An 18683-nucleotide genomic window follows, 5' to 3' on the forward strand; every position below is an offset into this window, starting at 1 on the left:
CCGGGAGTGGCGGTGCGCCACGCCGGGCCCCGCGCATGACGGCGCGCCTCGTCGTACCTTGATATATGGGCGCCCTGCATGAAAACAATGTGCCAGGACGGCAGGCCGGACGCCGCCCGGCGCCGGGGTGGGCTACCGCGGATCGTGCCGGCCCGGCAACCCGGCGCCTGCCTGCACCTGCACGCTCCTGAGCATCCGTGCGATTTCGTCTTCTCCATAGGGCCGCGGGTCCTTGACTCGCAGGCTCTCGGCCCATTCGCGCGAAAAATCGCGCTGCAGCCACCGGTTCACGGCGGCAGTGGCCAGCATGGCCAGCACGGCGCCTGACGCCGCGAGCGTCATGTCCTTGTGCGCGTCCCAGATGTCGCCCTGGGTGCCCAGGTAGGCCACGCCCAGGTCACCGCCGAAGATCTCGGCGGCGGCCCATTCGAACAGCTCGAAAAGGGCCGAGGTCGACAGCGTGAAGTCCAAAGGCAGGAAATAGCCCCAGAATCCCTTGGCGTCCGCCACGCGGAGGAACACTTCCCGGATCGGATAGGCAAGCAGCAGCCCATACGAAAAATGCACGATCCGGTCGAAATTGTTGCGCTCCCAGCCCCACAGGCTGTTGAAGCTGCGGCCGGTCAGGGCCTGCCACCAGGCGTCATACGGCACTTTGGCGTAGGTATAGTGGGCGCCGATCGCATGCAGGCACAGGAACACGAAAATCAAGGTATAGGACAGGCGCGAGAAGCGGAAATATCGCCAGCTGACCACCAGTCCGGCGAAGAAGCCGATGACCAGGGCATTCTCCAGCACCCACGCCGACCGATCGAGCGGATGAATCGCCAAGGCCGCCCAGACCACCACGAATACCGCGGCCAGCCCCGTTACATACCGTCGGTATGCCGCCCCCATCGTCCTCGTGCTTGCCCCCATGCTGCCTCCGTCGGCCATGCCAAGCCGCCAGTCTACGCCAACCCGGATGCGGGCCAGACGTGCGGGCCGGCCTGCGCGGACCCCCTTTTTACAGCCGGCGCGCGGAAACTTTTACATCGCCCTCACCCGACACCGGCAGCGCACAAGGCGGTGCCGCTCTGCTCGCGGCACGCGCCTTGCTACACCTGCGCCCCAACGGCAGGATGCAATGGAGCCTTCGCATGGAAGACCCAACGAGCGCGATACAAGAGGGTTCGAACGGGCGGTATGCCGTAAGGACGAATCCCGAGCCGGAATGCAACGTGGGGCCGGCGGAAAGATGGGGGTCCGCAGCGGGAGGCGCGATGCTCCTGCTCTGGGGAGCGCGGCGCGGCGGCCTGTTGGGCGACCTGGCCGCGGCGGCGGCAGCCGGCCTCCTGTGGCGCGCAGCCACGGGCAACTGCCCGGTCAAGCGCGCCGTCACAGCCTCCCCGCTGGAGCGGCGCATCGCCCAGGAACAAGGCTGGATCTCGGCCGCCGCCGCCACCTACGCCATCGCCATCGAACGCCCCCGCGAGGAGATTTATCGGTTCTGGCGCGACTTCTCCAATCTCCCGCGCTTCATGCATCACATCGTGAGCATCGAGGTCATCAACGACCGGCGGTCGCGCTGGACGGTCAAGGCGCCCTTGGGCAAAACGGTGGAGTGGATCGCCCACGTGGTCGAAGACGTTCCTAATGAACGCATCGCCTGGGAAGCCGAAGCGACAGCCGATATTCCCAACCACGGCTGGGTGGAATTCCGCGACGCGCCGGACGGAGTGGGCACGGTGGTGCGAGCCATGATCGCCTACCAGCCTCCGCTGGGCCAGGCCGGACGCCTGGTGGCAAAGCTATCGCGCGAGAACCCGTCCCGCCAGATGGCCGAGGATCTGCGCGAGCTCAAGCGCTACCTCGAAGCGGGCGCGGCCGCTGCCGCGACCACCCCGGCGCCCACGCAGCCTGCGTCCGCGTAGGCCATCCGGTTACGGCCACTGCCGGGCGAAGACGAGTCCGCCTTCCCCCAGGACGGGCTTCCGGCAGTTTTGAGCGGTCCGCTCCGCCCCAAGGAGCGGCGCGGACCGCGCTCTTTTTCCAGGTCTGCGGTATAAACACTTCGGCGCCCGCACGGGCGGGCACCCCCGCCGGCCTCCGCGGCCGGGCCACAAGCCCCGCGGGGTCCGGGACTCCTTTCATATAGATGGTTACCATGATGTCTTCACACTCCAGCCTTGGCCGGCGCGCCCTGCTCGCGCTCGCCGCCGCTACCGCCGCCGGTGCGGCCACCGCTACCTTTCCCGCCTTTGCGGCCAACTACCCCACCCGGCCCATCACCATCGTCGTTGCCTACGGCGCGGGCGGCGATACCGATGCAATGGCGCGGCTGTTCGGCGAAAAACTGAGCCAGCGCCTCGGCCAACCCGTCATCGTCGAGAACCGCGCGGGCGCCAGCGGCATCATCGGCAGCAACTACGCCGCGCGCGCCAAGCCCGACGGCTATACGCTGCTGCTGGCACCCAGCACTTTCGCGATGGCCACACACGTGGTCAAGACCAACTCTGCCGGCACCTACCATCCGGTACGGGATTTCGCCCCCGTCACGCAGACCGCATCCCAGCCGCTGCTCCTCGTGGCCAGCCAGGCCTCGGGCTACACTTCGGCCGAGCAAGTCGTCAAAGACGCCAAGGCCGGCAAGGCGCTCACCTACGCCAGCCCCGGTTCGGGCTCGCCTATGCACATCCTGGGCGAACTCTTCAACCAGGCTGCCGGCGTCAAGATCGCCCACATTCCCTACAAAGGCGTCGCCCCCGCGGTCAACGACCTGCTCGGCGGGCACGTGGCCCTGAGCTGGATGACCTATGGGCCGGTAGAACCCTATCTGGCCTCGGGCAAGGTGCGCATCCTGGCCAACGGCGCCGCCAAGCGGACACCCTTGGCACCGGATGCGCCCTCGATGGCGGAACTGGGGTACAAGACCATCGACATGGCGGCCTGGCAAGGCCTGTACGCTCCCAAGGGGACGCCCGAAGAAGTGATCCGCACGCTCAACAGCCACATGGCCGAAGTACTGAAAATGCCGGACGTGGTGGAAAAAATGCGGGTATTCGGCTCTTTTGCCCAATCCAGCACGCCCGAAGGGCTGGGCAAGCTGACGGCAGGCGACTACGAATATTTCGGCAAAGTCGTCAAGGAATTCGGCATCCAGGCCGACTGACGCCAGGCCGCGGCGGCTGGAGGGAACCTCCGGCCCCCGCGGCTCTCTGAATCAACATGTGGATTCGCCGTCTTGCCGCCCTCGCCTGCGTCCTCGCGCTCGCCTGCGCGGGTTACCTGGCGCTCGACCGCTGGCAACGGCAGATGATTTTCTCGGTGGAACTGGGCGAACACTCTTGGTGGCGTGAGCCGCCCGCGGGCACCGAGATCTATGACCTCCCTCTGCAAGGAGGCGACACGCTGCGCACTTGGTACTGGCAGCATCCGGACCCCGACGCCCCCACCGTGCTCTACCTGCATGGCTCGCGCTGGAACCTCAATGGAAGCGCCTCGCGTTTCGGACGCTGGGCCGACCTGGGCCACTCCATGCTGGCCATCGACTACCGGGGCTTCGGCGCTTCCTCCCCCCGCTTGCCTTCGCAGGCCAGCGTGCGCGAGGATGCAGCGGCTGCCCTGCGCGAACTGGCCCGCCGGCAGCCCGACCCGGCCCGACGCTTCGTCTACGGCCACAGCCTGGGCGGCGCCATTGCCATCGATCTCATGGCCCGGACGGAAACTCCGCACGTGGCCGGCCTGATCGCCGAATCGACCTTCACCAGCATACGCGACATGGCAACCACCACGCGCTGGGGGCACCTGCCCGGCCTGGGGCTGCTGGTCACCCAGCCGTTCGACTCCGTCTCGGCCATCGGGTCGCTGCGTCTGCCGGTGCTGCTGATGCACGGCACCGCCGACCGGGTCATTCCACATACCATGAGCGATACATTGTGGGCGGCCGCGCGGCAAGCACCCGTCAAGCGCCTGGTCAAACTGGAGGGCGCCTCGCATTCCGGGGCCAGCCGCAGCGGCCCTGCCTACAACGACGCCGTCCGGGATTTCATTCGCACAGCGAGCCTGGCCTACGGCGGCTGACGTCACGAGCGCGAGGCGGTCACCCCAGCGCAACCAGGAAAACCGCGGCGCCCAAGCCCAGCATCAGGAACGGACTGGCCCGCGTGAACATCAGGGCTAGCGTGGACACCGCTGCCACCCCCCAGGCCCATGGCCCGCCTTCTGCCGCGCGCAGCACCGTACACGAAGCGGCCAGCACCATACCCGCCGCCACCGGCACCAGGCCCGACTCGATTGCGCGTATGCAGCGCGTACCCTTGTAGCGGGTCCATAGATGGGCCAGCCCGTACACCAGCAGCGAACTGGGAATAAAGATCGCCGCGGACGCCACCAGCGCGCCGGCCAGTCCCGCGGCCTGCCATCCCACCAGCGTCACCAGCAAGGCGCCGGGACCAGGCATGATGCGCGACAGCGCATACAGATCGAGGAATTGCGCATTCGTCATCCAACCGTATACATCCACCGACTGGCGATGGATGTCGGCCACGATGCTCTGCCCGCCGCCCACGGTCAGAAAGGACAGCGGCACGAATACCAGTACGACCTCCAGCAACTGTTTCAGGCTCATGATGCCTCGCGGCCGCGCAAGCGCAGGTAGGCAAGGCCGACCGAGAGCGGCGCCATCGTCGCGACCACCCACAACAGCGGCAGTCGCAGGAAGAAAATGGCGCCGAACGTAGCAAGCATGATCAGCGCACCGAGCGCGTTTTGCGCCGCGCGGCGCGCGGCCCGCAACCCCGTCTGCAAGGACAAGCCGACTGCCGCGGCCGCCACGCCGGCCAGGGCCAGGTGCACCGAGTCGGACCGGGCCACCGCCGAAAACACGCCCACCACGCCCAGCGCCAGCACCATCGTCGGGACCACCAGGCCCAAGGCGCCGGCCAGGGCACCCAGGCCGCCCCGCAGGCGGAATCCGACCCAGATCGAAAGGTTGATCACATTGACCCCCGGAAACGCCTGCGCCAGCGCCAACCCGCTCAAGAACTCGGCCTCGCTCAGCCAATTCCGGCGCTGCACGAACTCTCGCATCATCCAGCCGCTCAACCCTCCACCGAAGCTCGTCAGACCGATCTTGGTGAAAGCGGAAAAAATCTCGAAGGCCGAAGGGGATGGCGCGGCATCATCGGGCGCAGGGGAAGAGGAAGGAGAAAGCATCGGATTCCTGAGGCGCTTACGGGAGGCGGAATCGCCATATTACGGATTCTGGGTGTCGACCAGCTTAACGGCCGGGATACCGCATGCCCGCGGCATACGAGGTTAGTCAGCGCTTGCTGCTTAAATAGCCGGCCAAACTCCGTACGCGTGGGGACTGCAATAGGAGGACACAGTCAATCGCACAGCGGATTGCTACGCTACTTTAGGTCTAAAGCACGCAGAAGCCGACCATGCATGCACAAGAGCAATACACGGTAGACGCGGCGATCGCCATCCTCAACAAGTATCTACGAAAATCCCCCGCAATTACGAGCAATCCCGAGGCGGTGCGCCAGTACCTACGACTCAATCTCGAACGGGAAGACCGCGAGGTCTTCTACGCCTTGTTCCTCAACGCTCAACTTGGCGTGATTTCCGCGCACCCCATGTTCTACGGCTCGCTGCGCCGGGCGCCTGTCTGTCGCGAAATCGCCCGCAAGGCACTGCTGCTGAATGCCGCAGCCGTCGTCGTCGCCCACAACCACTTGTCGGGGGATGGAACCCCGAGCGAAGCGGACAAGCGCCTGACCACCCAGCTCAAGAACACGCTGGACCTGGTCGGCATCCGCCTGCTCGACCACTTCGTCGTCGGCGCCGGCAACATGACCTCGTTCAGCGAAGCCGGCCTGCTGTAACCCCGCACGCCGAGACTCAATGCCATCATGGAAGCTCCCGCCCAGTATGGCGACGCGCCTCTCGACATCCGCCCGGAGACCTTGCGCGAATTCGGAGCCGGATGGGAGCCGCCCACCGCCGCCGAAATACGCGCCGTCATCCGCCTGGCCGGCCTGACGGCGGGCGAAGTTGCCGCGCTGGTCGGCATGCCCGACCGCGGGATGGTGCAAAGGTGGACGACAGGGGATGCGCCCGTCCCGTTCGCCGCCTGGGCCATCCTGTGCGAGGTGGCCGGCCTGGGGACGATATGGCGTGTGGTTTACGAGGAGCGGGGGGCGTCGGGGTGAGCGGTGCGGCGGGCGGTCCCTAACCGATGCGCAGGACGCTACCAACAAACTGCGGAATTCTTGGAGGAGGCGGCGCGGGCAGAACACCCGCGCCGTTGTTTGGTGGGCCCCCTGGGAGTCGAACCCAGCACCAACGGATTATGAGTCCGCTGCTCTAACCAGGCATGAGCTAGAGGCCCGAGGGCGCAATTCTACACCGTCTGGCGGGTGTGCTGGGCGGGGTCATTACCATTCCTTGCCCGGCTGGAGGCGCCCGGCCCGGTTCATGCCATTCTTGGTGGGGCGCGCTTCGTGCGGCACAATGTGTGCCGGTGGCACCGTGCTTGCTTCCATGCCAGGCTGCTAAGTAGTGCCGTATGCCGCGAGATGAATGCCCGCTGTAGAACGGCATGTCGGCACCTCGGGCCGCCGCGCCCCGTCGAAGATGGCGGTCCCCGTACTCACAACCTGTTTCGCCCCTTTCCGCCTGGAGTTCTCGGCCATGAATAAAGCGCCCGCGGTCATGCACCCTCGACTGGACAGCGCCATCGACCTGTTGGAGTCGCTGATTGGTTTCGACACGCAAAGCGGCAACGGCAACCTCGCGCTGATCGACTTCATCCAGGACTATCTGTCGCAATGGGGAATCCAGGGCACGCTCAGCGGCGACATCGAGGGCGGCAAGGCCAATCTTTATGCCACCATCGGCCCCTCCGACCGCCCTGGCTTATGCCTGTCGGGACATACGGATGTCGTGCCTGTGCGGGGGCAACCGTGGACCGTCGAGCCATTCCGGCTGACCCGACAGCAGGGCCGGCTACTGGGGCGTGGCACTGCTGACATGAAAGGCTACCTGGCTGCAATGCTGGCCAGCGTGCCGGTGTTTGTCTCGACCTGCGAGCGCCTGCCCATCCATCTCGCCTTTACCTATGATGAGGAGGTCGGATGCCTGGGGGTACCGCATCTACTCGCGCAGTTGAACCATACCGGGGTCAAGCCGCTGGCCTGCATCATCGGCGAGCCTACCTCCATGCAGGTCGCAGTGGCCCATAAAGGGAAACGGGCCTACCGCTGCTGCGTGCATGGACTGGCGGGGCATTCTGCGTTGACCCACATGGGCGTGAACGCCGTTGATTTTGCGGCCGAGCTGGCGGTGCGCTTGCGCCGCATCGGCCAGCGGCTGCGTCAGCAGGGGCCGTACGACGCCCGCTTCGAGCCCCCCTATTCCACCGTGCATACCGGGCGCCTGAACGGCGGCATTGCGCTCAATGTCATCCCCGATCATGCGCAGCTCGAGTTCGAGATCCGTAACTTGCCTCAGGACGACGTCGGTGTGTTGCTTGAAGAAGTCCGGCAGTTCATCGATACCGAGCTGTTGCCCGAGATGCGCGCGGGTTACAGCGACAGCGCGATCGAGCTGGAAGAGTCCGAGGTCTATCCGGAACTTCGCGACGAGAATGCATCAGGCTGGCTGCAGGCGCTGGCATGCCAGGCGACCGAACACACAGACCGGGTCACCCTGTCGTTCGGCACGGAAGGCGGCCTGTTCCAGCAAGTCGGCATCCCCACTATCGTTTGCGGCCCAGGCTCGATCCAGCAAGCGCACAAGGCCGATGAATACCTGGAAGTGAGCCAGCTGGCGCAATGCCTGGGGTTCCTGGAGCGGCTGGCGGCAGCGTTTCCGGCTGCGGCCGCCAGCCGCTCCTGAAGGACGCCAGCGCAATCGGTATGGCTATGCCCGGTGCCGGGGCGGATGCGGCAGCACCCCTCAAATCACATACAAATCCACATACTCGTGCACCGGCATCGCCTCGAGGGCCTCCTGGTCCAGCGACACATCGAGGATCGCCTGCTGCTGCTTGGCCGGGAAGCGGCGCGCGAGGTTGGTGCGGAACTTGGCCTCGAGCAGCGGGATACCGTCCTGGCGCCGGCGCTTGTGGCCGATGGGGTATTCGCACACAACTTCCTCGAGCTGCCTGCCATCCTTGAACTCGACGGTGAGCGCGTTGGCGATCGAGCGCTTGTCGGGGTCGTGGTAGTCCTTGGTAAAGGCAGGATCCTCGACGCAGACGATTTTGGCCCGCAATGCATCGATGCGGGGGTCTTGGGCGACCGCATCCTCGTAGTCCTCGGCAGTGAGGCGGCCGAACAGGATGGGCACCGCGACCATGTACTGGATGCAGTGGTCGCGATCGGCCGGATTGTCGAGCGGACCCTGCTTGTCGATGATGCGTATGCAGGCTTCGTGCGTGCGAATGGTGATCTTCTTGATGTCGTCGGCGCTGCGGCCCTGTTTCTCGAGCTGCTTGTGGATCTCCATCGCGCATTCGACCGCGGTCTGGGAATGGAATTCGGCCGGATACGAGATCTTGAACAGTACGTTTTCCATGACGTAGCTGCCGTAGGGCCGCTGGAACCTGAACGGTTGCCCTTGGAACAACACGTCGTAGAAGCCCCAAGTCTTGGCGGTCAGCACCGAGGGATAACCCATTTCGCCGGTGCGCGCGATCAGGGCGAGGCGCACGGCCCGGCTGGTGGCATCACCCGCGGCCCAGCTCTTGCGCGAGCCGGTGTTGGGCGCGTGGCGATAGGTGCGGAGGCTCTGGCCGTCGACCCAGGCGAGCGAGACGGCGTTGATGAGTTCGTCGCGCGTCAGGCCCAGCAGCTGTCCGACTACGGCGGTGGAAGCCACCTTGACGAGCACCACATGGTCCAGCCCGACGCGGTTGAAGGAGTTCTCCAGTGCAATGCACCCCTGGATTTCATGCGCCTTGATCATGGCGGTGAGCACGTCCTTCATGGACAAGGGCTTCTTGCCCGCCGCTACCCCCTGGCGGGACAGCCAGTCCGCCGTGGCGAGAATGCCCCCCAGGTTGTCCGAGGGGTGGCCCCACTCGGCCGCGAGCCAGGTGTCGTTGAAATCCAGCCAGCGGATCATGGCGCCGATGTTGAAGGCGGCCTGTACCGGATCGAGCTGGAACTGCGTGCCAGGGACTTTCGCGCCGTTGGGGACGATAGTCCCTGGCACGATGGGCCCGAGCAGTTTGGTGCAAGCCGGATATTCGAGCGCCTCCAGCCCGCAGCCCAGGGTATCGATCAGGCAGTTGCGCGCGGTTTCGTAGGCCAGCGTGCTGGTGATCTCTTTCTTCAGAACATAGTCGACGATGTCGACGAGAACCTGGTCGGGCTTGGGACGGACGTTAGAGATGGCAGACATGGGAAGCTCCCCCCTGGGTGCGGACGCATGCCATCCTGGAATGACACGCATTGAGGCGACGCGGGGCTGACGAGTGGACGATAAAGGGATGGGTGGATCGGATTACTTGCGTTTGGCCAGCGGCACGAACTTGCGGTCTTCCGGACCGATGTAGTTGGCGCTGGGCCGGATGATCTTGTTGTCGATGCGCTGTTCGATGATGTGCGCCGACCAGCCGGCGGTGCGCGCAATGACAAAGAGCGGCGTGAACATCGCCGTCGGCACGCCCATGGCGTGATAGCTGACGGCGCTGAACCAGTCCAAGTTGGGGAACATTTTCTTGGCGTCCCACATCACCGTTTCCAGGCGTTCCGCTATATCGAAGAGCCGGGTGTTGCCCGATTCCTTGGACAAGCGGCGGGCCACTTCCTTGATGACCTGGTTGCGCGGGTCGCCCACGGTATAGACCGGGTGGCCGAACCCGATGACGACTTCCTTGTTCTCCACGCGGCGGCGGATGTCGGCCTCGGCTTCGTCGGGTGTTTCGTAGCGGCTCTGGACCTCGAAGGCGACTTCGTTGGCGCCTCCGTGCTTGGGACCGCGCAGCGCCCCGATGGCGCCGGTGATGGCCGAATACATGTCCGAACCTGTGCCGGCAACCACCCGCGCGGTGAAGGTCGAGGCGTTGAACTCATGTTCGGCGTACAGGTTCAGCGAGGTGTGCATGGCACGCACCCAGGAAGCGGGCGCGGGCTTGCCGTGCAGCAGATGCAGGAAGTGGCCGCCGATGCTGTCGTCGTCGGTATCGACGTCGATGCGCTCGCCGCGGTGGCTGTAGTGGTACCAATAGAGCAGCATGGATCCTAGCGAGGCCATCAGGCGGTCGGCGATGTCGCGCGCTCCGGGCACGCTGTGGTCGTCCTTCTCGGGCAGCACGCATCCAAGCGCCGACACGCCGGTACGCATGACGTCCATGGGGTGGCTCGCCGCCGGGAGCCATTCGAGCGTGGCCTTGACGTTGGCCGGCAGCCCGCGCATGGACTTGAGCTTGGCTTTGTAGGCTGCCAGTTCGCTGCGATTGGGCAACTTGCCGTGCACCAGCAGATAGGCGATTTCCTCGAACTCGCATTCGTCGGCAATATCCAGGATGTCGTAGCCGCGGTAATGCAAGTCGTTGCCGCTGCGGCCGACCGTGCATAGCGCGGTATTACCCGCCATGACTCCGGACAGCGCTACCGACTTCTTCGGCCTGGGGCCGGCCGCCGGTTGATCCTTCTGCATGGGTGTTGCTGCACTCATCGTCTCGCTCCTAGAGATACTGTCCCACGTCCTGGAATGCGGAAGGCATCCCTCAGGACCTCGGAGGGGGATTTTTATTGAACAGGGCATCCAGATGCTGCTCGAACGCGTGATAGCCGATGCGATCGTACAGCTCTTCCCGGGTTTGCATCATGTCCAGGACGTTCTTCTGGTGACCGTCGCGCCGGATGGCGGTGTAGACCGTCTCGGCCGCCTTGTTCATGGCGCGGAACGCCGACAAGGGATAGAGCACCATGGAAACGTCGGCGCTGCGCAACTCTTCTACCGTGAACAGCGGCGTCTGGCCGAATTCGGTAATGTTGGCCAGCACGGGCACTTTCACCGCCTCGGCAAACTTGCGGTAAGTCGGCAGGTCGTAGGCGGCTTCCGCGAATATGCCGTCTGCCCCCGCCTCCACGCAAGCCTGCGCGCGTTCGATGGCGGCGTCCAGCCCTTCGACCGCGATGGCGTCGGTGCGGGCGACCAGGAAGAAGTCAGGATCGGTCTTGGCGTCGGCTGCGGCCTTGATCCGGTCGACCATTTCGGCCGCCGAGACGATCTCCTTGCCGGGACGGTGGCCGCAACGCTTGGCGCCGACCTGGTCCTCGATGTGGCAGGCCGCTGCGCCGAACTTGATCAGGCTCTTGACGGTCCGCGCGATGTTGAAGGCCGACGGCCCGAAGCCGGTGTCGATATCCACCATCAGCGGCAGGTCGCACACGTCGGTGATACGCCGCACGTCGGTCAGCACGTCGTCCAGGCTATTGATGCCCAGGTCCGGCATGCCCAGCGATCCGGCCGCTACCCCGCCTCCCGACAGGTAGATGGCGCGGAAGCCGGCACGCCGGGCCAGCAACGCGTGGTTGGCGTTGATCGCGCCGATGATTTGCAAGGGTTGTTCTTCGCCCAGGGCCTGGCGAAATCGGGCTCCCGGCGATAGTTGCCTGGGTTGTGTCATGGCGTTACTCGATGGTCGGGAAACGGCCAGATTACTGCAAAGACCATGCCATCGGCCCGATCCCGGCCTGGGCCGTTCGCCCGAAACGCCCGCCGTATCGGAGTTTCGGCCGTTCGGAAAGCTTGTCCGTTCTGCCGCGCAAGCAGTCGCCGCTGCCGCAATTCTTTCATTTATGAAATCCGTATAATCATTTTTGATATCGACCATAGCCGGGACGCTCCATGGCACTTGCCGCTCCTTTGCTGCCGCGCTCCCCTGCCCGGCCCGTGATCTGGGCCATGGGCATCAGCCGGGTCTCGCGCGCATTTGCCGAACTGACTCCGGCGTACGCCGGCCAGGCCGATTTCCGCATCGTCGATGAAGGTTTCGAGACGGCTGCCCGCTCCATCAACGAAGCAGCCCGGCAAGGCCTGGTCGACGCCGTGGTGGCGGGCGGCTCTAACGGCGCCTACCTGCGCCAGCACGTCGATGTCCCGGTCATCCTGATCAAGGTCACCGGGTTTGACGTCATGCATGCGCTGACGACGGCGCGGCAATTGTCCAGCCGCCTGGCCCTGGTTACCCACGCGTCCACGTTTCCGGAGACGGAAGCCTTCAAGCAGGCCTTCGGACTCGACTTCCCCAGCCACAGCTACATCACGGTCGAAGACGCCGCTGCGCGGGTCCAGGGGCTCAAACGGGCGGGCCTGGAGGTCATCGTCGGGCCGGGCATGGTGTCCGACCTGGCCGAACAGCAAGGGCTGGCGGGCGTATTCCTCTACTCCGCCAACTCGATACGCATGGCATTGGAAGATGCCATCGAAGCCGCGCGGCTGGCGCGCATCGAGCAGCGTCGGCGCGAGTACCTGAACACCGTCCTGTCCCACCTGAACGAAGGCGTGGTGGCGGTCGACGCCGAGGGCCGCATCCAGTCGCTGAATCCGACCATGGAGCGGCTGCTGGGATTGCGAGGGGACCAGGCCATCGGTCGCCTCCTGGAGGAAGTCGCGCCGGCAATATCGCTGGAAGGCCCGCTACGCCATGGGCAGAAAGAGCTGGAGACGATCCAGAAGGTCAACGACAAGGTCCTCATCCTGAACCGCATCCCGATCCAGAGCGGCGGCGAGCTGCTGGGCGCGGTAGTCACCGCGCAGGATTCGAAAGCCATCCAGCGTGTGGACCGCAGTTTGCGCACCGGCACGGGGGTGCGCCCGGTCGGCACGCGCTACGAGCTGGACGATTTGCTCGGCAGGTCCCCGGCCATCGAGCGCGTGCGGGAGCTGGCGCGGCTGTACGCGCAGGTCAGTTCCACGGTCCTGATCGAAGGCGAAAGCGGCACCGGCAAGGAAGTCCTCGCGCAGGGCATGCACCGCGCCAGCCCCCGGCGGGATTTTCCGTTCGTCGCGATCAACTGCGCCGCCTTTCCGGAACCGCTGCTCGAGAGCGAACTGTTCGGCTACGTGGAAGGCGCGTTCAGCGGAGCGCGCAAAGGCGGCAAGACCGGACTGTTCGAAGCTGCCCACAACGGAACCATATTCCTGGACGAGATCGGCGACATGCCGCTGGCCCTTCAGGTGCGCTTGCTGCGCGTGCTGCAGGAGCGGCAGGTGCTGCCCGTGGGCGCGCTGGAGCCGGTCGCGGTCAACGTGCGGGTCATTGCAGCCACGCATCGGGATCTTCGCGCCATGGTCGATACCGGCGAGTTCCGGCGCGACCTGTTCTATCGGCTCAATATCCTCCGGATTACCGTGCCGCCGCTACGCGAACGCGAGGGCGACATCGAAGAACTGGCAGAAGTGCTCTATGCGCGCGCCCAGCGCCGGCTGGGCATTCCGCGCCCGGTGCGGCTGCCCGCCTTCGTCAAAGCCCGCTGTGCCGGCTATGCCTGGCCGGGGAACCTGCGCGAAATGGAGAATGTGCTGGAACGGGTCGCGGTGTCGCATGCCGGGCGCAAGCCCGGCCGCAAGGAACTGGAATTGGAACTGGCGGTGACCGTGCCGGAACTCTATGCCGGATCGGGCCGGGAAAACGCCGGCTGCCCGCCGTTGGCGCCGCTGGAAGACGTCGCCCGCGCCAGCGAGACGGCCCACGTCCGGCGCGTGCTCGAGGCCTGCGGCGGCGATCGGGCCGCGGCCTGCGAAATCCTGGGGATCAGCCCGGCCACCCTGTGGCGCAAGCTCAAGAACGGGACCGCCTGAGAACGGCTCTGCCGCGGGGCCGGACACCGCCGGCCCCGCGCATGCGAGAAGGCTCAGCAGAAAGCCTGGATGCCTGTCTGCGCACGCCCGAGGATCAGCGCATGGATGTCGTGCGTGCCCTCGTAGGTGTTGACCACCTCCAGGTTGACCAGGTGCCGGATGACGCCGAATTCGTCGGAAATACCATTGCCGCCCAGCATGTCGCGCGCCAGGCGGGCAATGTCCAACGCCTTCCCGCAGGAATTGCGCTTCATGATGGACGTTATCTCCACCGCAGCCGTGCCTTCGTCCTTCATGCGGCCCAGGCGCAGGCATCCTTGCAGCCCCAGCGTGATTTCGGTCTGCATATCGGCGAGCTTCTTCTGGATGAGCTGGTTGGCGGCCAGCGGCCGGCCGAACTGCTTGCGATCGAGCACATATTGGCGGGCGGTATGCCAGCAATACTCGGCGGCACCCAGCGCTCCCCAGGCAATGCCGTAGCGCGCCGAATTGAGGCAGGTGAACGGCCCTTTCAGGCCGGCCACATTGGGCATGTAGTTTTCTTCCGGCACGAACACTTCGTCCATGACAATCTCGCCGGTGATCGAGGTGCGCAGGCCGACCTTGCCATGGATAGCGGGAGCCGACAGCCCCTTCCAGCCTTTTTCCAGGATGAAGCCGCGAATGGCGTCCTTGCCGTCTTCTTCCTTGAGCTTGGCCCACACCACGAAGACGTCGGCGATGGGCGAATTGGTGATCCACATCTTGGCGCCGCTCAGCCGGTATCCGCCATCGACCTTGGTAGCGCGGGTCACCATGGAGCCCGGATCGGAACCGTGGTTGGGCTCGGTCAAGCCGAAGCAGCCGATCAATTCGCCGGTGGCCAGCTTGGGCAGGTACTTCTGCTTTTGCGCCTCGGTGCCGAATTCGTAGATCGGAACCATGACCAGCGAGGACTGGACGCTCATCATGGAGCGGTAGCCGGAGTCGACCCGCTCGACTTCGCGCGCGATCAGGCCATAGCTCACATAGTTCAGGCCCGGACCGCCGTACTGCTCGGGAATGGTGGGGCCCAGCAGGCCGAGCTCGCCCATTTCGCGGAAGATGGCGGCATCGGTCCTTTCGTGGCGGAAGGACTCCAGCACGCGCGGCATCAGCTTGTCCTGGCAATATGCCGCGGCGGCTTCCCGAACCATGCGTTCGTCATCGGTCAACTGCTGGTCGAGCAACAAAGGGTCGGCCCAGTTGAATTGTGCGGGCTTGTGCATAAGATTCATGTCTCGCGGATGGTTGTAGAACAGGCGGATACCGAAGGCGCTGCCCCGATATCCTCGCCGCCCCTGGCTCGGGCTGGGCGTCTTTCCAGCACGATATACGCATTTGGTACTGCCGCCAAACGAGTTCTTTTCACTTACCTGTGCGTTTTCTGTACTTGTTAAAGTAGCGTTTTGCCTTCCGGGGCCCCCCGATGCGCCGCAAACTTCCCAGCACGGCCGCGCTGACCGCCTTCGAGGCGGCCGCCCGCCACCAGAGCTTCACCAAGGCCGCGGCCGAGCTGGCCTTGACCCAAAGTGCCGTGTGCCGGCAAATAGCAAGCCTGGAATCGTTCCTGGGGCTCAAGCTCTTTCGCCGCACCCGCCGCGGCGTCACACTGACGCAAGCCGGCCTCGCCTACGGCGAGGTCGTCGCGCGCAGGCTGGACGAAGTCGAGCGCGACACCTTGGACCTGATGGCCCGGCGCGGGGAAGGCGGCGTCCTGGAGCTGGCTTCGGTCGCAACCTTCGCCACGCGCTGGCTGCTGCCCCGCCTGGCAAGCTTCGAACGGGCGGCCCCCAACATCGTGCTCAACATCACGCCGCAGAGTCGCCCCTTCCTGTTCGAAGGCACGCCCTTCGACGCGGCCATCTATGCTGGAGACGGCCCGTGGCCCGGAACCGAGGCCATCTTCCTCATGCCGGAAAAACTCGTGCCGGTCTGCTCGCCGCGGCTGCTCGGTGTCCGCAAGCGCATCATGCCCGAGCAATTCTCGGCCTACCGGCTGCTCCAGCAGAGCACACGCCCCTACGCGTGGCGGCAATGGTTTGCCGCCCAGAACGTCAGCCATGCCCATGACCTGAGCGGACCCCGCTACGAATTGTTCTCCATGCTGATCGAGGCGGCCGTCCACGGCCAGGGCATCGCGCTGGTGCCGCGGCTGATGGTCGAGGCCGAACTGGCGGCCGGCAAACTGGTCGTCGCCTGCCACCGCGAATCGGTCCGGGACAAGAACTACTACCTGGTCCTGCCCGAATGGAAAGCAGACCATGCGCCGGTCCACGCCTTTACCCGATGGCTGAAGGAACAGGCAGAGGCGTACCGGCGCGAGCACGGCCTGGCCGACAGCCCAGCCTGAACCGGCATCGGCGGGGCGGACCGTCCTGGCATAAAAAATCCCCGTCACGCACCATGCGTGACGGGGATTTTGATTTCGCAGCAGCGCTTACTGGCCTTCCAGGAAGCTCTTGAGCTTGTCGGCGCGGCTGGGGTGGCGCAGCTTGCGCAAGGCCTTGGCTTCGATCTGGCGAATGCGCTCACGCGTCACGTCGAACTGCTTGCCGACCTCTTCCAGCGTCTGGTCGGTGCTCATCTCGATACCGAAACGCATGCGCAGCACCTTGGCTTCGCGCGGGGTCAGCGAGTCCAGCACTTCCTTGACTACGTTGCGCATCGAACCGTGCAGGGCCGCATCCGAGGGCGCCAGGGTGGCCGTGTCCTCGATGAAGTCGCCCAGGTGCGAATCGTCGTCGTCGCCGATGGGCGTTTCCATCGAGATCGGCTCCTTGGCGATCTTCAGGATCTTCCGGATCTTGTCTTCCGGCATGTCCATTTTCTGCGCCAGGGTGGCCGGATCGGGCTCGGCCCCGGTTTCCTGCAGGATCTGCCGGCTGATGCGATTCATCTTGTTGATCGTTTCGATCATGTGCACCGGGATGCGGATGGTGCGGGCCTGATCGGCGATCGAACGGGTGATGGCCTGCCGGATCCACCAGGTAGCGTAGGTCGAGAACTTGTACCCGCGGCGGTATTCGAATTTGTCCACCGCCTTCATCAGGCCGATGTTGCCTTCCTGGATGAGGTCGAGGAACTGCAGGCCGCGGTTGGTGTACTTCTTCGCGATCGAAATCACCAGGCGCAGGTTGGCCTCCGTCATCTCGCGCTTGGCCTTGCGGGCCTTGGCTTCGCCGGTGGCCATCTGCTTGTTGACGTCCTTCAAGTCCTTGAGCGGCAGCACGACGCGCGCCTGCAGATCGATCAGCTTCTGCTGCAGCTCCTGGATGGCCGGGATCTGCCGCGACAGCGTTTCGGAATACTCGTGGCCGGCGTCGACTTCGCCAATGACCCAATCCAGGTTGGTTTCGTTGCCCGGGAAGGTCTTGATGAAGTGGGCCCGCGGCATGCCCGCGCGTTCGATGCAGATCTGCATGATGGCGCGCTCGAGCTTGCGGACTTCCTCGACCTGGGAGCGCAGCGTATCGGCCAGGCGCTCGACCATCTTGGCCGTGAAGCGTATGCCCATCATTTCCTGCAGGATGGTTTCCTGCGCCGAGATGTACGCCTCCGACTTGTAGCCCTCGCGCTCGTAAGCCTGGCGCATCTTGTCGAACCAGCGCTTGACGTTCTCGAATTTCTCGAGCGACTTGATGCGCAGTTCCTCGACCTGCTTGCTGCTCATGCCGCCGGCGGGCGCTTCGTCCGCATCGTCGTCGTCATCGTCGGACGACGAGGTGACGCCCGAACCGGCGTATTCCTCGCCATCGTTCGGATCGATCAGGCCGTCCACGACCTCGTCGATCTGGATTTCGGCGTTGCGCACGCGGTCGGCATGCTCGAGGATCTCGTTGATGGTGGTCGGGCACGCGGAAATGGCCATGACCATGTGCTTGAGACCGTCTTCGATACGCTTGGCGATCTCGATTTCCCCTTCGCGGGTCAGCAGCTCGACCGAACCCATCTCGCGCATGTACATGCGGACCGGATCGGTGGTGCGGCCGAAATCGGAATCGACCGTGGACAGCGCGGCCTCGGCTTCCTCCTCGGCATCGTCGTCGGACGAGGCTACGGGAGCGTTCTCGTTGAGCAGCAAGGTTTCCGCATCGGGCGCCTGGTCATAGACCGAGATGCCCATGTCGTTGAACGTGCTGATGATGCCGTCGATCGCCTCGGCGTCGACCAGATCGTCGGGCAGGTGATCGTTGATCTCGCCGTACGTCAGGTAGCCGCGGTCCTTGCCGAGCTTGATCAGCAATTTCAGGCGATTGCGGCGCGCCTCGTATTCCTCGGGCGACACCGGGCCGCGCGCGATCAGGTCCTTGGGATCGGCCTTGCCCCGCTTGCCGCGTCCCTTGGGAATCTTGATCTCGGGAATCGGCTCGGCATCGACGTCGCCATCATTCACGTCGTCGAAATCAGCACCGGAAGAGTCCGCCTGCTTGGCATCCTTGGGAGGACGGCCAGGACGGCGCCCCACCGGCTTGGCCAGCAGCTCGGCGAGCTTCTTCTCGGCGTTTTTCTTGTCGGCGGCGGACACGGTCTTGCTCGCGGTCTTGGCGGCCCGGGCGGTCTTGGTGGCCTTGGTCGCCGCCTTCGCCGCAGGCTTGGCCTTCTCGACCGGCTCGACCGCGGGTTCGAAATCGGTATCGACCGTCTGGGCGGCGGCCTTCGGTTCCAGCAGCTTGGTCCGGGCCCGGCCGGCCGACTTGACCGTTACCTTGACGCCGCTGGCGTCAGCCGTCTTCGACGCCGCCTTTTCCTTGGCCTTGTCTTGCCCTTCGGCTTTGGATTTGTTCACAGTCAGCGTCTTGCCTGTCGTCTTCGCCATGGTCGGTCAACCACTCCTAATATTTCATCCGGGGGTCGGA

The 18683-nt window shown here is 65.0% G+C and carries 16 protein-coding genes and 1 tRNA gene; 8 read left to right on the top strand and 9 right to left on the bottom strand.

Annotated features, from left to right (window positions below; genetic code table 11):
• Positions 1 to 132 precede the first annotated feature (132 nt).
• A complete protein-coding gene (locus QHC78_RS01855; protein ID WP_319742176.1) occupies positions 133 to 918 on the bottom strand; it encodes a DUF2238 domain-containing protein in 786 nt (261 codons plus the stop codon).
• Positions 919 to 1262: 344 nt separating this feature from the next.
• Here QHC78_RS01855 and QHC78_RS01860 point away from each other — a divergent pair, with 344 nt between their 5' ends.
• The 3 genes from QHC78_RS01860 to QHC78_RS01870 all read left to right on the top strand — a co-directional run bounded on the left by QHC78_RS01860 (position 1263) and on the right by QHC78_RS01870 (position 4062).
• A complete protein-coding gene (locus QHC78_RS01860; RefSeq protein ID WP_413816394.1) occupies positions 1263 to 1913 on the top strand; it encodes an SRPBCC family protein in 651 nt (216 codons plus the stop codon).
• Positions 1914 to 2146: 233 nt separating this feature from the next.
• Positions 2147 to 3151 (top strand): Bug family tripartite tricarboxylate transporter substrate binding protein, encoded by a 1005-nt coding sequence (locus QHC78_RS01865; RefSeq protein WP_319742178.1) that lies wholly within the window; start codon positions 2147 to 2149, stop codon positions 3149 to 3151.
• 56 nt (positions 3152 to 3207) lie between these two features.
• On the top strand, positions 3208 to 4062 hold the full coding sequence (locus tag QHC78_RS01870; RefSeq protein ID WP_319742179.1) for an alpha/beta hydrolase: 855 nt from the start codon (positions 3208 to 3210) through the stop codon (positions 4060 to 4062).
• A 19-nt stretch (positions 4063 to 4081) separates the two neighbouring features.
• Here QHC78_RS01870 and QHC78_RS01875 read toward each other — a convergent pair whose 3' ends face one another.
• Together QHC78_RS01875 and QHC78_RS01880 are read right to left on the bottom strand one after the other, a co-directional pair.
• Positions 4082 to 4609, bottom strand: a complete 528-nt coding sequence (locus tag QHC78_RS01875) for a chromate transporter (protein ID WP_319742180.1) — start codon at positions 4607 to 4609, stop codon at positions 4082 to 4084.
• Positions 4606 to 5196 (bottom strand): chromate transporter, encoded by a 591-nt coding sequence (locus QHC78_RS01880; RefSeq protein WP_319742181.1) that lies wholly within the window; start codon positions 5194 to 5196, stop codon positions 4606 to 4608. Before QHC78_RS01880 ends, QHC78_RS01875 begins: the two co-directional genes overlap by 4 nt.
• Before the next feature lie 230 nt (positions 5197 to 5426).
• Here QHC78_RS01880 and QHC78_RS01885 point away from each other — a divergent pair, with 230 nt between their 5' ends.
• Positions 5427 to 5870: a JAB domain-containing protein gene (locus QHC78_RS01885; RefSeq protein WP_319742182.1), complete on the top strand. Its 444-nt coding sequence runs from the start codon at positions 5427 to 5429 to the stop codon at positions 5868 to 5870.
• A gap of 27 nt (positions 5871 to 5897) precedes the next feature.
• Positions 5898 to 6197: a helix-turn-helix transcriptional regulator gene (locus QHC78_RS01890; RefSeq protein ID WP_319742183.1), complete on the top strand. Its 300-nt coding sequence runs from the start codon at positions 5898 to 5900 to the stop codon at positions 6195 to 6197.
• 100 nt (positions 6198 to 6297) lie between these two features.
• Here QHC78_RS01890 and QHC78_RS01895 read toward each other — a convergent pair.
• Positions 6298 to 6376, bottom strand: a tRNA-Ile gene (locus tag QHC78_RS01895).
• A 302-nt stretch (positions 6377 to 6678) separates the two neighbouring features.
• Here QHC78_RS01895 and argE point away from each other — a divergent pair.
• Positions 6679 to 7884 (top strand): acetylornithine deacetylase, encoded by a 1206-nt coding sequence (gene argE, locus QHC78_RS01900; protein WP_319742184.1) that lies wholly within the window; start codon positions 6679 to 6681, stop codon positions 7882 to 7884.
• Between the two features lie 60 nt (positions 7885 to 7944).
• On the opposite strand, the gene QHC78_RS01905 is transcribed toward argE, so the two are convergent.
• The 3 genes from QHC78_RS01905 to prpB form a co-directional block, all read right to left on the bottom strand.
• Positions 7945 to 9393 carry a bifunctional 2-methylcitrate dehydratase/aconitate hydratase gene (locus QHC78_RS01905; RefSeq protein ID WP_319742186.1) on the bottom strand — a complete coding sequence of 483 codons (1449 nt, stop codon included), beginning with the start codon at positions 9391 to 9393 and terminating at the stop codon, positions 7945 to 7947.
• A gap of 102 nt (positions 9394 to 9495) precedes the next feature.
• Complete coding sequence (prpC, locus tag QHC78_RS01910; RefSeq protein WP_319742725.1) at positions 9496 to 10653, bottom strand: bifunctional 2-methylcitrate synthase/citrate synthase; 1158 nt, start codon at positions 10651 to 10653, stop codon at positions 9496 to 9498.
• Between the two features lie 70 nt (positions 10654 to 10723).
• Positions 10724 to 11629 (bottom strand): methylisocitrate lyase, encoded by a 906-nt coding sequence (gene prpB / locus QHC78_RS01915; RefSeq protein ID WP_319742187.1) that lies wholly within the window; start codon positions 11627 to 11629, stop codon positions 10724 to 10726.
• A 221-nt stretch (positions 11630 to 11850) separates the two neighbouring features.
• Here prpB and prpR point away from each other — a divergent pair, with 221 nt between their 5' ends.
• On the top strand, positions 11851 to 13806 hold the full coding sequence (gene prpR / locus QHC78_RS01920; protein ID WP_319742188.1) for a propionate catabolism operon regulatory protein PrpR: 1956 nt from the start codon (positions 11851 to 11853) through the stop codon (positions 13804 to 13806).
• A gap of 53 nt (positions 13807 to 13859) precedes the next feature.
• On the opposite strand, the gene QHC78_RS01925 is transcribed toward prpR, so the two are convergent.
• Positions 13860 to 15053, bottom strand: coding sequence for an acyl-CoA dehydrogenase (locus QHC78_RS01925; RefSeq protein WP_319742189.1), 1194 nt, complete (start codon positions 15051 to 15053; stop codon positions 13860 to 13862).
• Positions 15054 to 15253: 200 nt separating this feature from the next.
• Between QHC78_RS01925 and QHC78_RS01930 the strand changes: the two genes are divergently transcribed.
• Complete coding sequence (locus QHC78_RS01930; protein ID WP_319742190.1) at positions 15254 to 16177, top strand: LysR family transcriptional regulator; 924 nt, start codon at positions 15254 to 15256, stop codon at positions 16175 to 16177.
• A gap of 87 nt (positions 16178 to 16264) precedes the next feature.
• Here QHC78_RS01930 and rpoD read toward each other — a convergent pair whose 3' ends face one another.
• Positions 16265 to 18643, bottom strand: a complete 2379-nt coding sequence (gene rpoD / locus QHC78_RS01935) for an RNA polymerase sigma factor RpoD (protein ID WP_319742191.1) — start codon at positions 18641 to 18643, stop codon at positions 16265 to 16267.
• Positions 18644 to 18683 lie beyond the last annotated feature (40 nt).

This window comes from Pigmentiphaga sp. (assembly GCF_033795525.1).
Classification (GTDB): Bacteria; Pseudomonadota; Gammaproteobacteria; order Burkholderiales; family Burkholderiaceae_B; genus Pigmentiphaga.

Excerpts from the sequence above, each read along its gene's own strand:
- QHC78_RS01855 (WP_319742176.1), bottom strand. The coding sequence starts at position 918 with ATGGGGGCAAGCACGAGGACGATGGGGGCGGCATACCGACGGTATGTA.
- QHC78_RS01860 (WP_413816394.1), top strand. The coding sequence starts at position 1,263 with ATGCTCCTGCTCTGGGGAGCGCGGCGCGGCGGCCTGTTGGGCGACCTG.
- QHC78_RS01865 (WP_319742178.1), top strand. The coding sequence starts at position 2,147 with ATGATGTCTTCACACTCCAGCCTTGGCCGGCGCGCCCTGCTCGCGCTC.
- QHC78_RS01870 (WP_319742179.1), top strand. The coding sequence starts at position 3,208 with ATGTGGATTCGCCGTCTTGCCGCCCTCGCCTGCGTCCTCGCGCTCGCC.
- QHC78_RS01875 (WP_319742180.1), bottom strand. The coding sequence starts at position 4,609 with ATGAGCCTGAAACAGTTGCTGGAGGTCGTACTGGTATTCGTGCCGCTG.
- QHC78_RS01880 (WP_319742181.1), bottom strand. The coding sequence starts at position 5,196 with ATGCTTTCTCCTTCCTCTTCCCCTGCGCCCGATGATGCCGCGCCATCC.
- QHC78_RS01885 (WP_319742182.1), top strand. The coding sequence starts at position 5,427 with ATGCATGCACAAGAGCAATACACGGTAGACGCGGCGATCGCCATCCTC.
- QHC78_RS01890 (WP_319742183.1), top strand. The coding sequence starts at position 5,898 with ATGGAAGCTCCCGCCCAGTATGGCGACGCGCCTCTCGACATCCGCCCG.
- argE (WP_319742184.1), top strand. The coding sequence starts at position 6,679 with ATGAATAAAGCGCCCGCGGTCATGCACCCTCGACTGGACAGCGCCATC.
- QHC78_RS01905 (WP_319742186.1), bottom strand. The coding sequence starts at position 9,393 with ATGTCTGCCATCTCTAACGTCCGTCCCAAGCCCGACCAGGTTCTCGTC.
- prpC (WP_319742725.1), bottom strand. The coding sequence starts at position 10,653 with ATGCAGAAGGATCAACCGGCGGCCGGCCCCAGGCCGAAGAAGTCGGTA.
- prpB (WP_319742187.1), bottom strand. The coding sequence starts at position 11,629 with ATGACACAACCCAGGCAACTATCGCCGGGAGCCCGATTTCGCCAGGCC.
- prpR (WP_319742188.1), top strand. The coding sequence starts at position 11,851 with ATGGCACTTGCCGCTCCTTTGCTGCCGCGCTCCCCTGCCCGGCCCGTG.
- QHC78_RS01925 (WP_319742189.1), bottom strand. The coding sequence starts at position 15,053 with ATGCACAAGCCCGCACAATTCAACTGGGCCGACCCTTTGTTGCTCGAC.
- QHC78_RS01930 (WP_319742190.1), top strand. The coding sequence starts at position 15,254 with ATGCGCCGCAAACTTCCCAGCACGGCCGCGCTGACCGCCTTCGAGGCG.
- rpoD (WP_319742191.1), bottom strand. The coding sequence starts at position 18,643 with ATGGCGAAGACGACAGGCAAGACGCTGACTGTGAACAAATCCAAAGCC.